The 15,390-nt window shown below is 65.6% G+C and carries 12 protein-coding genes; 3 read left to right on the forward strand and 9 right to left on the reverse strand.

Annotated features, from left to right (window positions below; translation table 11 throughout):
* Nucleotides 1-79: 79 nt before the first annotated feature.
* The 5 genes from JQ604_RS31650 to JQ604_RS31670 form a co-directional block, all read right to left on the reverse strand.
* Nucleotides 80-955, reverse strand: a complete 876-nt coding sequence (locus tag JQ604_RS31650) for a dihydrodipicolinate synthase family protein (protein WP_212364622.1) — start codon at nucleotides 953-955, stop codon at nucleotides 80-82.
* Nucleotides 948-1,904: an NAD-dependent epimerase/dehydratase family protein gene (locus tag JQ604_RS31655; RefSeq protein ID WP_212364623.1), complete on the reverse strand. Its 957-nt coding sequence runs from the start codon at nucleotides 1,902-1,904 to the stop codon at nucleotides 948-950. The genes JQ604_RS31650 and JQ604_RS31655 overlap by 8 nt, the downstream gene beginning before the upstream one ends.
* A gap of 21 nt (nucleotides 1,905-1,925) precedes the next feature.
* On the reverse strand, nucleotides 1,926-3,566 hold the full coding sequence (gene pgm, locus JQ604_RS31660) for a phosphoglucomutase (alpha-D-glucose-1,6-bisphosphate-dependent) (protein ID WP_212364624.1): 1,641 nt from the start codon (nucleotides 3,564-3,566) through the stop codon (nucleotides 1,926-1,928).
* A gap of 157 nt (nucleotides 3,567-3,723) precedes the next feature.
* On the reverse strand, nucleotides 3,724-6,378 hold the full coding sequence (locus JQ604_RS31665) for a M1 family metallopeptidase (protein ID WP_212364625.1): 2,655 nt from the start codon (nucleotides 6,376-6,378) through the stop codon (nucleotides 3,724-3,726).
* Between the two features lie 105 nt (nucleotides 6,379-6,483).
* The gene (locus JQ604_RS31670) at nucleotides 6,484-8,058 is read right to left on the reverse strand and encodes an EAL domain-containing protein (RefSeq protein ID WP_349631166.1); all 1,575 of its coding nucleotides are present in this window, start codon (nucleotides 8,056-8,058) and stop codon (nucleotides 6,484-6,486) included.
* 241 nt (nucleotides 8,059-8,299) lie between these two features.
* Between JQ604_RS31670 and JQ604_RS31675 the strand changes: the two genes are divergently transcribed.
* Nucleotides 8,300-9,313: a glycoside hydrolase family 16 protein gene (locus tag JQ604_RS31675; protein ID WP_212364626.1), complete on the forward strand. Its 1,014-nt coding sequence runs from the start codon at nucleotides 8,300-8,302 to the stop codon at nucleotides 9,311-9,313.
* Nucleotides 9,303-10,769, forward strand: coding sequence for a GH1 family beta-glucosidase (locus tag JQ604_RS31680; RefSeq protein WP_212364627.1), 1,467 nt, complete (start codon nucleotides 9,303-9,305; stop codon nucleotides 10,767-10,769). Before JQ604_RS31675 ends, JQ604_RS31680 begins: the two co-directional genes overlap by 11 nt.
* 2 nt (nucleotides 10,770-10,771) lie before the next feature.
* On the opposite strand, the gene JQ604_RS31685 is transcribed toward JQ604_RS31680, so the two are convergent.
* The 3 genes from JQ604_RS31685 to JQ604_RS31695 all read right to left on the reverse strand — a co-directional run bounded on the left by JQ604_RS31685 (nucleotide 10,772) and on the right by JQ604_RS31695 (nucleotide 13,706).
* Nucleotides 10,772-11,839: a maleylacetate reductase gene (locus JQ604_RS31685; RefSeq protein WP_212364628.1), complete on the reverse strand. Its 1,068-nt coding sequence runs from the start codon at nucleotides 11,837-11,839 to the stop codon at nucleotides 10,772-10,774.
* 79 nt (nucleotides 11,840-11,918) lie between these two features.
* Nucleotides 11,919-13,145 (reverse strand): acyl-CoA dehydrogenase family protein, encoded by a 1,227-nt coding sequence (locus JQ604_RS31690; RefSeq protein ID WP_212364629.1) that lies wholly within the window; start codon nucleotides 13,143-13,145, stop codon nucleotides 11,919-11,921.
* Nucleotides 13,146-13,175: 30 nt separating this feature from the next.
* The gene (locus JQ604_RS31695; protein ID WP_212364630.1) at nucleotides 13,176-13,706 is read right to left on the reverse strand and encodes a flavin reductase family protein; all 531 of its coding nucleotides are present in this window, start codon (nucleotides 13,704-13,706) and stop codon (nucleotides 13,176-13,178) included.
* Nucleotides 13,707-13,867: 161 nt separating this feature from the next.
* Between JQ604_RS31695 and JQ604_RS31700 the strand changes: the two genes are divergently transcribed.
* Nucleotides 13,868-14,350, forward strand: coding sequence for a MarR family winged helix-turn-helix transcriptional regulator (locus tag JQ604_RS31700; protein WP_212364631.1), 483 nt, complete (start codon nucleotides 13,868-13,870; stop codon nucleotides 14,348-14,350).
* A gap of 9 nt (nucleotides 14,351-14,359) precedes the next feature.
* On the opposite strand, the gene JQ604_RS31705 is transcribed toward JQ604_RS31700, so the two are convergent.
* A complete protein-coding gene (locus tag JQ604_RS31705) occupies nucleotides 14,360-15,343 on the reverse strand; it encodes a helix-turn-helix domain-containing protein (protein ID WP_212364632.1) in 984 nt (327 codons plus the stop codon).
* Nucleotides 15,344-15,390: the final 47 nt, after the last annotated feature.

The raw sequence follows: 15,390 nt of genomic DNA on the forward strand, positions 1-15,390 counted from the left end.
GAAGGCGGAAGCGTGCCCACCATGACGAGCACGTCGGGAATGGTGGGCACGTCGCTTGCGCTCCTTTGCCCACAGGATTTCAGCTCAAGTCCCGCAGCGCCGCCTCGATCACGTTGCGCTGCTCGACCGTGAGCGGCGCCTGCGGCGGCACGGGATCGCCGACGTCGTAGCCCTGGAAGGCCAGGCCCGCCTTGATGCAGGCGGCGAGGTTGAAGCGGGCAAAAGCCTCGTTGATCCGCCAGAGCTTGCGCTGCAGGACCATCGCCTCGTCCCAGCGGGTGCGGCGGCAGAGGTTGTAGAGCTCGACGCTCTGGCGCGGGATGATGCAGGCAGGTCCGGCCATCCAGCCCACGCCCCCGATCATCATCACTGCGGCGGGAATATGCGCGGACGCCGCGAACACCTTGATACTGTCGCCGCAGCGATTGATGATCGAGAGCAGCCGCCCGGTATTGGTCGAGGCATCCTTGATGTAGCCGATGCGCGGATGCTCGGCGAGCCGCGCGATGACGTCGAGCGTCAAATCCGAGCGCTGGAAGTTCGGATTGGTGTAGATGACGACGGGAATATCGACGGCATCGGCGATGGCGCGGAAGTAGGATTCGACCTGCGCGTCGCCAACCGGGAAATAGGCCTCCATGATCGCCAGAATGCCGTTGGCACCGCGCTTCTGATAGGCCCTCGCCTGTGCGACCGCATCCGCCGTCGAGGTCGAGGCGACGCCGGCGACCACGGGTACGCGGCCTTGCGCGGCCTCGATCGTGGTCTGTACCACGGTCGCGCGCTGCGCATTGTTGAGATAGGCGAACTCGCCGGTCGATCCCAGCGGCGTCAGCCCGTGCACCCCGGCCTTGATCAGATCGTCGCAGAGCCGGCCCAGTACCTCGGTGCGGATGTGGCCGGCCGGATCGACCGGAGACACCAGATAGGGAAAGACGCCGTGGAAATCAGCCATGCTTCAGCCTCGTCGACGGTGAGACATAGTCGGGATCGTGGGCGAAGGGAAGCGGCGCCCCTGCACGCATGGCTTGCAGCAGCGCGGCGAAATCGGTCCTGGCGCGGAAGCCGAGCAGCCGCTCCGCCCTGGACGGATCGTAGATCCGGCCGATGCTCGCCGGCAGATGCCAGCCGCGTTGCGCGTAGAGGTCGGCGGCTTCCGGGAAGACACGCGCAACGACGCCGGCGGCATCGGATTTCAGCGCCTCGACATCGCCGCGCGAGAATGGCGGCGGCGCGCTGATGATGAAGACCTCAAAACCACGGACCTTCTCCAACGCGACAAGATGCGCTTCCGCTGCATCCTCGACCGTCAGGCGGCGATAGAGCAGCTCATTGGCCTTGAGGTTCTCGCCGCCGACATCATCGATCGTATCGTCATCTTCGGGAAAGAAGCGGCTGGTGCGCAGCACCGCGCAGTTCAGGCCATGCTCCCTGCTGTACAGCCGGCATAGCCCTTCCGCGGCAAGCTTGGTCACGCCATAGATGTTGCGCGGCTCGAGCGGCCCTGCGGTCTCGTCGAGCCAGACGGCGGCATGGCCTTCGCCGTCCCGGATCGCCTGCGAGATCATCAGCGAGGTCGTCGAGGTGAAGACGAAGCGGTCGTGGTGTGCGGCGACCGCGGCCTGCAGCAGATTGAGCGTGCCGGTGACATTCGTGTCGATAAAGGCCTGCGCGGGAAACCGTTCGATGTCCGGCTTGTGCAGCGCCCCGGCGTGGATCACGGCCTCGATGCCGTGGTCGGCGAACACCCGGTCGACCGTGGCGCGATCGGCCACCGAGCCGATCACATCGGTCGCCTCGCCTGCGACCACGTCGAGGCCGGTCACGTCATGACCGGCCTGCCGCAGCCGCGGCGCAAGGAAGCACCCGAGCCAGCCCGACGAGCCCGTCAGCAGCACACGCATCGCGTCAACCGTCGCCGGGACTCAGAACGCCTTGGCGATCGCGGCCCGCGCGTCGCCCTGGATCTGCTTGAGATGATCGGGCCCGCGGAAGCTTTCGGCGTAGATCTTGTAGACGTCCTCGGTGCCCGAGGGACGCGCCGCGAACCAGCCATTGTCGGTCTCGACCTTGATGCCGCCGAACGACTGGTCGTTGCCCGGCGCCTTGGTTCGCACCGCGCGGACCGCGTCTCCCGCGAGCTGCGTCATGTTGAGCTGGTCGGGGCCGAGCGCCTTCAGCGCGTTCTTCTGCTTCGGCGTCGCCGCGACGTCGATGCGCTCATAGTAGGGTACGCCGAGCTCTTTGGTGAGGTCGCTGAACAACTCGCTCGGATCGCGCCCGGTCCTGGCGATGATCTCGGCGGCGAGCAGCCCCAGGATGATGCCGTCCTTGTCCGTCGTCCACACCGAGCCGTCCTGCTTGAGGAAGGACGCGCCGGCGCTTTCTTCGCCTGCGAAACCGAACGTGCCGGTGCCGAGGCCTTCGACGAACCATTTGAAGCCGACCGGCGTCTCCACCAGTTTGCGGCCGAGCTTCCTGGCCACACGGTCGATGATCGAGCTCGAGACGACGGTCTTGCCAATCGCAGCGTCCTTGCGCCAGTGCGGCCGGTGCCCGAACAGATAGAAAATCGCGGTGGCCAGGAAGTGGTTCGGGTTCATCAGCCCGTTCGAGCGGGTGACGATGCCGTGCCGATCGGCGTCGGTGTCATTGGCGAAAGCGACGTCGAATCTGTCGCGCATCTGGATCAGGCTCGCCATCGCGAACGGCGAGGAGCAGTCCATCCGGATCTTGCCGTCCCAATCCGCGGTCATGAAGCGGAAGGTCGGATCGACCGCCGTGTTGACGATGCTGGCCTTGATGCCGTAGCGCGCGATGATCGGCTGCCAGTAATGCACGGCGGCGCCGCCGAGCGGGTCGATGCCGATATTGACGCCGGCCGACTTGATCAGTGCGAGGTCGACCGTGTTGCCGAGATCGGCGACATAGGGCGTGACGTAGTCATGGAGATGCGTCGTCGCGGCCTTCCTGGCGCGATCGAACGGCATCCGTTTGACGGCCTTCATCCCCTCTTCCATGAAGCGGTTGGCGGCCTTCTCGACCACCGAGGTGACGTCGGTGTCGGCGGGGCCCCCATGCGGGGGGTTGTATTTGTAGCCGCCATCGTCGGGCGGATTGTGCGAGGGGGTGATGACGACGCCGTCGGCAAGGCCGGAGCTGCGTCCCTTGTTGTAGCTCAGGATCGCGTGCGAGATGACGGGCGTCGGCGTGTAGCCGCCGTGCTGGTCAATCATGATCTCGACACCGTTGGCGGCGAACACCTCGACCGCGCTCGCCAGCGCCGGCTCGGCCAGCGCATGGGTGTCGATGCCGATGAACAGCGGGCCGGTCAGCCCGGCGTCGCGGCGATAGTCGCAGATCGCCTGCGTGGTCGACAGGATGTGGTCCTCGTTGAAGGAATTCTTCAGCGAGGAGCCGCGATGGCCCGAGGTGCCGAAGGCGACGCGCTGGGTCGGATCAGCGGTGTCGGGCTTGCCCGCGAAATAGGCCGTGACCAGGCGCGGCACGTTGGCGAGAGAGGCGGGATCGACCGGTTTGCCGGCGGCAGGATTTTGTGCAGTCACTGGACCTCTCAAAACCGGAACATGCTGGGAAATCAGCGCGACTTGAGGATGCCTTGGGGTACCATGATGGCTTACTCCCAATCAAGCCAAGGGCATTTCGTTCCTTCATGCCACGAACATGATCCGCAACGCGAGGACCTGAGGCCCTGTCCGGGCCTTACGGCTTGCGCGACTTGATCCAGTCGTCGACCGCGGGTAGCGCACGCGCCCTGAAGTCTGCCGCGATCGCGATCGATTCCGTCGCACGCGCCGTCATCAGGCGGCCGCCGCTGGTCGACTGCGTTGGGGCGAAGTTTGCGAGTTCGGCCGCATGGGCTTCGTCGGTAAAGCCGGACATGAAGTTCGGAACGAACTGGTCGCGGAAGCCGGGCCCCTGCCTGGCGAGCAGCACGTCGAAATGGCTCCGCACGAAATCCCAGGCCAGTTGCAAGTGCTCGCCGGAGAATCCGACCGTGCTGAAGATGCCGGGCACGAGCGTGCCGGGCAATTCATCGGTCAGCGTCAACGCCAATGTCGCGCGCGCGAGGTCAGCGTCGCGCGCCGCCGCGGCGGCATAATAATAGCGCACGCGCTCGTTGACCGCCGTGCTCTTGCGCGCCAAAGCCAGCAGCGTGTCATAGGTGGCGCGATCGGCATCGAGGCCGACGATATGGGTGACGGCATCGCGCAGCGCGTTCGGCAGCGTCTTCGGGTCCTGCAGGAACGCGGCAAACCGCCGTTTCGCCTCGGCCTGCACGGTCTCGTCGCCGAAATCGCCGAGCGCGCGGATCACGCTGGCGCGCAGCAGCGTGATGTCGTCGTCGCCGGAGCCGCTGCCGTCCCAGCCGACCCGGTCGAGCAGCGGGCGCAGCTTGGCGCGCGCATAGGCCTGGATCGCCGGCCGCTCGGCGCGATCCCGCGCCAGCCGGTTGAGATTGGCGAGCGAGGAAATCACCTGCTCCCACACCACGCGGTGATCGCCGATATCGAGCGCATCGACCAGCGCGAGATAGGATGACGGCTCGTCTCGGCCGGCCTGCACCAGCGCCCAACTGTCGCTGACGATGTTGAGGCGGTCGTCGACCGACATCTGCGGCAGCGCCTTCAGCAACGCGGCACGGCTGCCCGAACCGTAGTCCACGCGAAAATAGCCGATGTCGCCGAGATTGACCTTGTAGGCCTCGCCGCAAGTTCCCGCTGGAATCTCCGCGCTGCCTTGCAGCAGCATTTCCTCCGGCGGCTTGCCGACCACCGGCCCGACCGCGGCGGGAATCTGCCATTTGTGCACCGGCAACGCCGAGACGTCGACATTGCGCGGCGCGATGATGAAACGATCCTGCCGGAGCGAGAGGATTTGGTCGTCGCCGTTGCACCTCGTCTCGGCGACGATCAGCGGCACGCCCTCCTGCTCGGTGAACGACGCGGCAATGCCGGTGATCGGCTTGCCGGCGGCCGCCTCCAGCGCCTGCCAGAGATCGGCGGTCGTGCTGTTGCCGTAGGCGTGCGCGGCCATGTATTTGCGGATGCCGTGGCGGAACGCCTGCTCGCCAAGGTAAGTCTCGAGCATCCGGATGAACGCCTGGCCCTTGTTGTAGGTGATGGCGTCGAAGGCGATGGTCGCCTCGCTGTGATCGGCGACCGGCTGCTGGATCGGATGCGAGGTCCGCCGCGCGTCCAGGCTCATGGCGAACTGCTTGCCGCCATAGGCGCTGCGCCAACCCTGCCATTGCGGATTGAACTGATCCGACGCCTTGGTCGCCATCCAGCTGGCAAAACCCTCGTTGAGCCAGAGATTGTCCCACCAGCCCATGGTGACGAGATCGCCGAACCACATATGCGCCATCTCGTGGGCGATGATGCCGAAGATGCCGCGCCGCGCCGAGTCGGCGTTGACGGCGGGATCGAACAGCAGCCGGCTCTCGAAGAAGGTGATACCGCCCCAGTTCTCCATCGCGCCGCCGAAGCCACCGGGCACCGCGATCAGGTCGAGCTTTGGCAGCGGATATTTCACGCCGAAATAGTCGTTGTAATAGGCCAGCAGTCTTGCCGCGCTGTCGAGCGCGTAGCGGCCCTGCCCGCTCTTGCCAACCGTTGTCACCACGCCAATGGTCACACCATCGGCGTCCACGGTCTGCCGCTCCAGCTCGCCGATGGTGAGCACGAACAGATAGCTCGACATCTTCGGCGTCGGCGCGAATGTGACCTTCTTCAGATTGTCCGCCACCGGCTCCTCGGTGGTGACGGGCATGTTGCCAACCGCCATCAGGTTGCGCGGGATCGTGACCTCTAGCGCGAAGCTTGCCTTGAACGCCGGCTCGTCAAAGCACGGGAAAATCCGCCGCGCGTCGGCAGGCTCGAGCTTGCTCGAGATCAGCCGCTTGAGGCCGGCTTCCGTCGGGTAGTCGACGATGAACAGGCCGGTGCCGAACTTGTTGATCTGGGCGGTGAAGGCGATGCGGAGCTTGTGCGGGCCCACGGCGAGCGGCTTCGGAAATGTCAGCGTCGCGGTCTGCGCGGCAGCATCGAGCGTCACGTCCGCCTGCTGTGCGCCATCATCGACGGTCGCGGAGGCAAAGCTTGTGCTGATCGCGTTCAGCGTCACCTGCGCGGTCGGTTCGCGCACCTCGACATCGACGATTTCGACGCCGGGCAACGCAAGCGTCGAGAAATCCGGCGTGAGCTCGACCGCATAGTGAACGGGGATCACGGTCTTCGGCAGCTTACCGGGCGTGGTGTCGAAGGAATAGATCGGCTCAGCCTGCGCGCCGAGCACCATCAACAGTGTCAGGACGACCGACGCTCCGAGACGACGGAGATGAGTTGACAGGGTCATGAACTGCGGCTCGCGGGAGACATTGCTGAGATGGCCGTCTACGGCCCGGGTGCGGACCATGCGAGCCGAAATCTAGGCGAGAAACCGCCGCAGCGATACTGACAACTACGCGACCCGCGAGGCGTCGCGCACGGTCGCTTCGGCGTCCAGCTTGACCGCATGGCGGATCAGGAAGTCATCGAACTTGGCAAAGGGCAGCGGCGGCGACACCAGATAGCCCTGGCCGTCCTCGACGCCGCAGGCGAGCAGCGCCTGACGCTGCTCGACCGTCTCGATGCCTTCGGCGATCACGGTCATCTTCAGCTTGGCGGCGAGTCGCACCAGCATTTCCACAATGGTGGCGGCCGGGCCGTCCTGGGCGATGGTGTCGACAAAGAACTTGTCGATCTTCATCGTGTTGACGCCGAGCCGCTTGATCTGCGACAGGCCGCTGTGGCCGACGCCGACGTCATCCATCGCGACCCTGAAGCCGTACTCGCGCAATTCCTCGACGATGGTCGCCGCCTTTTCCAGATCCGCGAATGCCTCGCGCTCGGTCACCTCGAGCACAATCTGCCGCGCGGCCACGCCGCCGTCGCGGACCTCGCTGCGCAGGCGGTCGACAAAGCCCTCGCTCACCAGATGCCGCGGGGTGATGTTGATCGACATCTTGAAGTATTTGTCGTCAGTCATCCGCGGGCGCAGCACCTTCAGCGCCTCGCCGAGGATTTGCCAGGTGATCGCCTCGATCCGCCCCGAGGATTCCGCAAGCGGGATGAAGTTCATCGGCGGCGTGATGCTGCCGTCGGCGTGCACCCAGCGCGCCAGCACCTCGCAGCCCTTGATCTCGCCGGAGCGCAGATCGAAGGTCGGCTGGAAATAGGGCTTGAACTCGCGGCGCGCGAGCCCGCGATCGATGTCGGCGATCGGACCTTCCAGCTGCCGGACCGTGCGCGTCAGCAGCAGGCCGAACACGAGGCCAAGGCCAACCGCGATCAGCATCACCGGCCAATAGCCATCCCTGTTCCACGACTGCAGCGCCTGCGGCGCCACCCGCACGGTCGCATGCAGGGGATAGCGATGCGACGTGGCGCTGAACGCCACGAGATCGGGCACATCGAGGCCCGCGGCCGGCGCGAAGCGGCCGATGTCGGCGCCGCGCTCGAGGCGGACCATCACCTCGCCATGGTCGCGCAACTCCGCCGGCAGGATGTCGAACAGCGAGGCGCTGACGCCGAGAATGGCAACCAGCGAATTTGTGTCGTCGATGTCCTTGAGCACGCCGAGCGCGACGCCGTTGATCTGGTCGACGCGGAACAGCATCGGACCGCGATCGCCGGTGCGCAGCATGTCCGTGCGCTTGACCCACTCATTGTCGAATTCGAGCGTCTCGGAATAGGCCGAGCAGATCACCGAGCCTTCGCGGGTGACGAGCCGGATGTCCTTGACCGCCGAGCGCTGATAGACCTGAAGGCGGACCGCCTGCAGCGACGCCGAGTTGCAGTTCATCGGGCCGCGCCGCATCACGTCGTCGAGGGTCGCCACGCCGAAATCGACCGCGACCTCGGAACGGCGGAGCGCGATGTTGGCGAGTTCCTCGAGCTGCCTGGTCTGCTGCCTGTTGATGGCGCCGGTCGCAATGAAATGCCCACCGGTCGCGAACACGGCAAGGCTCACCGCGACCATCGCCAGCTTCGTCAAAAAGGGCCGCCGCAACTTCATCGAAGCACGCACCATCCAGGCAATCGTCCGACCCTAGGCCGAAGCCGCTAAGATTCAGTTGAAGACCGGGGTTCCACCAACGATCGTTGGCGGGGCGTTAACTCCGCGATTTGTCACGGGAATTGTGTCGCAGACCGGCATGGTCATGCGGCGGTTGCCCGGCGATGGGATGAAAGGTTAACCTCAGCTAACCATTTCTCATTGCCGTCTCTATCCCCTGATGATCGGCGTATTCACAGCCAGAGTCCTGATGACCCTCGGCCTCGTTGCCGTCCTGACGCCGGCCCTTGCAACCGATGATCCCGATGACGCGCCGCTGCAGCTCGCTTTGCCTGTCACAACGGACCCCGCGATGATCCAGTGCCGCCAGGTCGACACGCTAGGACCAACAGAGCTGACCTTCCTGCCGATGCACCGGACCTTCCATGACGATTTCGATGCGCATCCGCTCTCGACCGGCCGCTGGGTCCCGCATTACGCCGGCGGCGCGGCCTGGCCGGAGGCGCGCTATTGGGGCGGCGACGGCTCCGACTTCAAGCGCAAGACCTCGGCCAATGGCGAGCAGCAGATCTATGTCGACCCGCGCTATGCCGGCCGCGGCACCACGCCGCTCGGGCTTGACCCGTTCCGGGTCGAGAACGGCGTGCTGTCGATCACCGCGAGCCGCACGCCGCCCGAGCTGAAGGCCGTGCTGTTCAACAACGAGTACACCTCGGGCATCCTGACCACCCAGGGCACCTTCGCGCAGAAATACGGCTACTTCGAAATCCGCGCAAAAATCCCGATCGGCACCGGCGTGTGGCCGGCGTTCTGGCTGCTCGCCGATGACGGCGGCTGGCCGCCGGAGATCGACACGGTGGAAGGCCGCGGACAGCGGCCCGGCGATCTCGTGATGACGACGCATTGGCGGATCCCGGCGACCGGCCGCATCGAACATTGCGGCTTCGATTTCACCGTGCCCGGTGCTGAGGCCGACTTCCACAATTACGGAGTGCTGTGGGAGCCGGACCGGCTGATCTATTTCATCGACCGCAAGCCGGTGTCGGATATCCGGGTCCCGATCGGCTTCGACGATCCCATGTACATGATCGTCAACCTGGCGATGGGCTCGAAGTTCTTCGGCGGCGTCGGCTTCGTCGACGGGGAATCGCCCGTCACCGTCGCCTTCGAGATCGACCGCATTTCCGCCTATCAGCTCGATGTGTCCCCCATGGGAGTTAGCAATGTTCGGTAAGTTCTCGCGCCGGCAGTTCGCGCGGATGGCAGGCCTCTCCGCGCTCGGCCTGTCGGCGCCGGCAGGTGCAGCAGACGCGCCGCAGGCAAACAGCACGTCGCCCGGCACGCTGCAGTTTCCCGACGGCTTCCTGTGGGGCACCGCGACCTCGTCCTACCAGATCGAAGGCGCGGTCGATGAGGACGGCCGCGGCAAATCGATCTGGGATACATTCAGCCATACGCCGGGCAAGATCGAGGACGGCACCACCGGCGACCGCGCCAATGATCACTATCATCGCTACAAGGAGGACGTCCGCCTCATCAAGGACCTTGGCGTCAAGGCCTATCGCTTCTCGATCGCATGGCCGCGGGTGTTTCCCGACGGCACGGGATCGCCGAACCCGAAGGGGCTCGATTTTTACAATCGCCTGGTCGATGAGCTCCTCGCCAACGGCATCGAGCCCTACGCCACGCTCTATCACTGGGACCTGCCGCAGGCGCTGCAGGACCGCGTCGGCGGCTGGCGATCCAGCGAGACGTCCAAGGCGTTCGGCGAGTATGCCGGCTATGTGGCGGAGCGGCTGACCGACCGGGTGAAGAACATCTTCACCCTCAACGAGGTCGGACGTTTCCTGCCCTTCGGCTACGAGCTCGGCATCGATGCGCCCGGGCTGACGCTGCCGATCGGCGAGGTCAATCAGGCCCGGCACCACGTCGCGCTTGCCCACGGCCTCGCCGTGCAGGCGATCCGCGCCAAGGGCCGCCCCGGCACCCGCGTCGGCCCGGCCGAGAACATCACCGCCTGCGTGCCCGCGATCAACACGCCGGAGAACATCCGCGCTACCGAGATCGCGACCCGCGAATTCAATTCGAGCTTCCTCGGCGTCGTGCTCGAGGGCCAATACACCGAGGGCTACCTCGCATATGCTGGCGCCAATGCGCCGAAATTCACCGCGGAGGAGCTGAAGATCATCTCGACGCCGGTCGATTTCGTCGGACTGAACATCTACGCGCCGCAGTTCTATATCGTCGCGACCGAGCAGAAGCCGGGCTGGAAACCGCTGCCGATGCCGGCGTCGTTCCCGCACATGAATTCCGAATGGCTGCGGATCGCGCCCGAGGTGATCTACTGGACGCCGCGCATCGCCGCAAAGCTCTGGAACATCAAGAGCATCTATATCAGCGAGAACGGCACGTCCTCGGAAGACAAGATCCGCACCGACGGCCAGATCTACGATCTCGACCGCATCAGTTTTCTGCGCAACTACCTTGCGCAATTGCAGCGCGCGACCGCCGAGGGCGTGCCGGTCCACGGCTACTTCCTGTGGAGCCTGATGGACAATTTCGAATGGATCTTCGGCTATGAAAAGCGCTTCGGCCTCTATCGGGTCGACTTCGAAACGCAGGCACGCGTGCCGAAGCTGAGCGCGGCGTTCTATCGCGATCTCGTCGCGCGCAACGCGATCGGGGTGTGAGTCTACCCGGCCTCCGGCCGTGCGCCGGACCAGGCGCGCGTGAGCAGCGCGCGGATCGCATCCTGCTCGACGGGCCGCGGATTCCAGTAGGGGTTCTTGACCGCCAGCGCCGCAGCCTTGTCGATGCCGTCCTCGGGCATGCCGATCTCGGCGAGCGAGCGCGGCGCGCCGAGCTTCGCGGACAGTTCGAACAGTCCGTCGGCCGCGCCGGGCGACCTGAGCGCGCGCGCCGCACGGCCGAGCGCCTCGCGCGCGGCTGATGTGTTGTAGGCAATGGTGTGCGGCAGCAGCACCGCATGGGTCTCGGCATGCGGGAGGTCGAACAGCGCGCCGACGGTGTGGCAGAGCTTGTGATGCAGCGCCATGCCGACGGTGCCGAGGCAGACGCCACACAGCCAGGCGCCATACAGCGCGTCCGACCGCACATCGACGTCGCACGGACGCGCCATCACCTCGGGCAGCGCCGAGGCGAGCTTGGCGATCGCCTCCTCCGCCATCAGCGCGGTGATCGGATTGCCGTCGCGCGCATAGAGCGCCTCGGCGGCATGCGCGATCGCGTTGAGGCCAGAGATCGCCGAGAACCTTGTCGGCATCGAGAGCGTGAGGTTGACGTCGTAAATTACGGTCTCGGGCAGGATTTTGGGCGACGACTGCGTGGTCTTGACGCCATCGACGGTCTCGCCGAGCACCGGCGTCATCTCGGAGCCCGCGTAGCTCGACGGCATCACCAGTTGCGGCAGGTCGGTGCGCAATGCGATCGCCTTGCCGAGCCCGACCGCCGCACCCGCGCCGATCGCGACCACGCCATCGGGCTTCAGGTCGCGCACGACCTGCATCGCCTGCTCCGTCACCGCAACCGGCGTATGCACGATCGCGCCGTCGAACAATCCGGCCATGCGGCCGCCGGTCAGCGCGGCGATATCGCCGAGCTCCGCCTGCTGCCGCCGCGTCGCCAGCACCAGCGCGCGCTTGATGCCGAGCTTGTCCAGCTCGTCCGGAAGGCCCTTGATCGTGCCGGTGCCGAACACGACCCGCATCGGGCTGGTCTGGTAGATAAAGGGCTGCGGCATGGCGGTTCCTGCGTAGCGTTCCGGCAGGACCATGGCCTGCCGAATGCGCGGTTGGCAAATCACCTTTCTCTCAAGGCTATCAATATTGGCCCTGCGGCGGCAGCCCGAGCGCCATCTGGCCGTACATGGTGCCGACCGCATCCCAGTTCATGCTGATATGACGGCCGACCGCATTGGCGTCACGCCAGGCGCGCTGCACCGGGTTGGCCAGATCGAGGCCCGCGCCGCCGGTCGAGGCGTTCAACGCTTCCGCCGCGCGGATCGCAAGGCTGACCGCAAACGATTGGCCGCGGCGGCTGACGATGCGATCCTCGATCGACACTGTCTCGCCACGGCGCACGGTCGCGGTACGATCGCGCAAGTCACGCAGCAGCAGCTCGCGCGCTGCGTCCGCGGACGCAGCCGCCTCGGCGACCCTGAGCTGGATGGTCGGAAACTCGGCCATACGGTTGTTGTGGCCTGCGACCGCGCCGCGGGTAACCCGCTTGCTGGTCCGCGCCAGATAGTCGTCGAGCGCGCCGGCCGCGGCACCGACCGCGGTCGAGGCCAGGCAGGACGGGATGTTGCACAGCATCGGCACCGAGAAGGCAGGATTGTCGGCGTGGAGCACGGCGCCCGGCGTCTTGCCGCTGGTGGTCTCCGCGAAGGTCAGCACGCGATGCGCGGGCACCAGCACGTCGTTCAGCACCAGCGTCTTGCTGCCGGTGCCGGCGAGCCCGACCACATTCCAGGTGTCGTCGATCACATAGTCAGTTGACGGCACCAGCAGGAAGGCCGGCGTGAGCGGACCGTCTTCAGCCTCGGCCGGCAGTAGCGCGGCGCACAGCGACCATTGCGCGTTGTCGCAGCCGCTCGCGAACGACCAGCGCCCGCTGAGCCGATAGCCGCCGTCCGCTTTGATCGCCTTGCAGGCCGGCGCGTAGGAGCCGCACGCCACCGCATCCGGATTTAAGTCCCAGACATCGCGCTGCGCCTGCTCGGGGAAGCTCGCGATCAGCCATTGATGCGCGGCGAGCAGGCCTGCGACCCACGCAGTCGACGCGCAGGATTTGGCGAGCTCGATGTTGAGATCGACCAGCACGTCGAAATCGTGCTCGTAGCCGCCGAACCGCGCCGGCTTGACGATGTCGAAATAACCGATCGCGCGGAGTGCATCGATGTTCTCCACGGGCACGCGGCGGCTCTGCTCGGTGGCGTGCGCGCGCGTCGCGATCTCCGGCCGAACGCCGGCGAGACGAAGTTTCAGCGCCGCGAGATCGGGCCGCGACGGCCAGGCCTGCTCCTTGCGCTGGATGGCGATGCTCATGGTGTCCTCCTCCTCTCAAGTTTGTTGCGGTCAGTGATTGGCGGCGCAGGATTGCGCGGCGCCGTCACGCGCGACGGAGACGCAGTAGGTCGCATCCTGGTAGATCAGCGGCGCGATCGGATCGCGAAGCTTCACGGCCGCGGCCTCGCCGATGAAGATGGTGTGGGTGCCGTAGGGGACGGCCGCGACCTTGCGGCAGAAGATGTTGATCTGGGCGTCGTCGAGATAGCTCACGCCGTCTTCGGACGTGAGCCAACGACCGTGATCGAAGCGCAGCTCCGGCGCGACCGCGCCGCTGAAGGCGGATGACAGCTCCACCTGGTCGCTGCGCAGCACGTTGACGCAGAAATGGCGGCCGACCGACATGATGTCGTGCAGCAGCGTCGCGCGGTTGATGCAGACGATCAGCGACGGCGGATCGAGCGACAGCGAGGTGACCGCGGTCGCGGTCATGCCATGGCGGCGGGATTGGTCGGCGGAGGTGATCACCGACACCGCGGCGGGAAAGCGCCGCATCGCGAGCTTGAAGGAAGCCCGCACATCCTCAGACGTCGTCGACATCGCGATCTCCTTCCCTCGTTGATCTTTACTTTCACGAACAATATTTGCATTTGCAAATGAAAGTCAACAGAAATTTGCAAATGCAAATATCCGTTGGATCGGCGGATGTGAATCGGCTAGTGTCGGCGTGCAAAAGTTGCGCAAAGACAGGTTGCAAACACTTGTACCAGCTGACCAATTCCCTCCCCTATCTGCTCAACCGGGTCGGCGTGAGGATGGGCGAATTGTTCTCGCGGCGGATCGCCGGCTACGACGTCACGCTGCCGATGTATCGCGTCATGGCGGCGCTGTGGGAGCAAGGCGACCAGCGCCTCGGCGATCTCGCAGGCATGACCTCGATCGAGATGTCGACGCTGTCGCGGCTGATCGGGACCATGAAACGCAAGGGCCTGGTGTCGCGCACGCGGCTCAAGGACAATGCGCGGACAGTCGCGATCAACCTCACCGCCAAGGGCAAGAGCCTGGTCGAGGAGCTGATCCCGATTGCCGTGCATTTCGAGACGGTCGCGGTGCGCGAGTTCACGACGAAAGGCGTCACCGATCTGAAGACAACGCTGGCGGAAATCTATGTCAGTCTCGGGACGCTCGAGCCCGAGATCGCCGAAGCCGAGGCGCAACGCCGCGCGAGCAAGCGCCAGGCGTGACGCGCCGTGTCAGACGCCGCGGCGCCAATCCCGCGGCGTGCAGCCGAAGCGTTGCTTGAAGCGCCGGGCGAAATGCGAGAGGTCGGCAAAGCCCCAATCGAACGCCATGTCGCCGATCGCACGTCCCGCCATCGCAGGATCCCGCAAGTCGCGCGCCACGCCCTCGAGGCGGCGCTCCATCACATAACAGGCAAATGTCGTGCCGGCGCGCTCGAACAGCTTGTGGACGTAACGCTCGCTGATGCGCACCGAGCTAGCGACAGCAGCAGCGGTGAGGCCCGGCTCACGCAGTCTGCGATGGACCGCACGGCGCAACGCCAGCCAGGTCGCATCGACGAGGCCTGCGACCTCAGCCGTTCGCGCGCGGCTACCGCGCGACAGGCTGAGCGCCACCAGATCGAGCAGCACGCCGAACAGGCGCACGTTCTCCTCTTCCGGTGCAGTCAGCGCCGACGAATTCAGCGCATGCGCCGTCTCGGCAATGAGATGGCCGACCACGGGATCGTCAGATACGCGCGTCGGCATGACATCGAATGACGGCGGCAGCCGGTCGTGTAGCGCCTGCGCGGGCACCCAGAAGGAAGCCACCTGAAACTTCGGTCCACGATCATGGAGCAGCGAGAGCGGCCTTGAGCTGTCGCAAATCCCGACCTGACCATATGACAGGCTGACGTCGCGCCCGGACTGCACGAGGCGGCAGCGACCGGCCAACTCAAGGTTGAGGTAGTAGCAGCTCTCGTCCGACGACGCGATATCAGCAGCCGAGCGACGCACGATGTGTTCGGGGAAGGTCACGCGGTTGACCGCACCCTGGCCCATTCGTATCGCCTCGACTCTGGCGGCAAAGCGCGGTTCAGCGGGCGGCTCCGGCGTCAGCTTCATGAACGCCTGACAAATCGCCTCGCGGTAATAGGCGAACTGTTCGCCCGGCCGTACATCCTCGGTATCCCAAGCGAGGCTCTGCGGGCGAGCCAAGGAAGCGATTTGCTGCATGAGTTCACTCCCAGACCAGTTTGGTTCGCCCTCAGCCAAGCGCCGAT

Source organism: Bradyrhizobium jicamae (assembly GCF_018130695.1).
Classification (GTDB): domain Bacteria; phylum Pseudomonadota; class Alphaproteobacteria; order Rhizobiales; family Xanthobacteraceae; genus Bradyrhizobium; species Bradyrhizobium jicamae_B.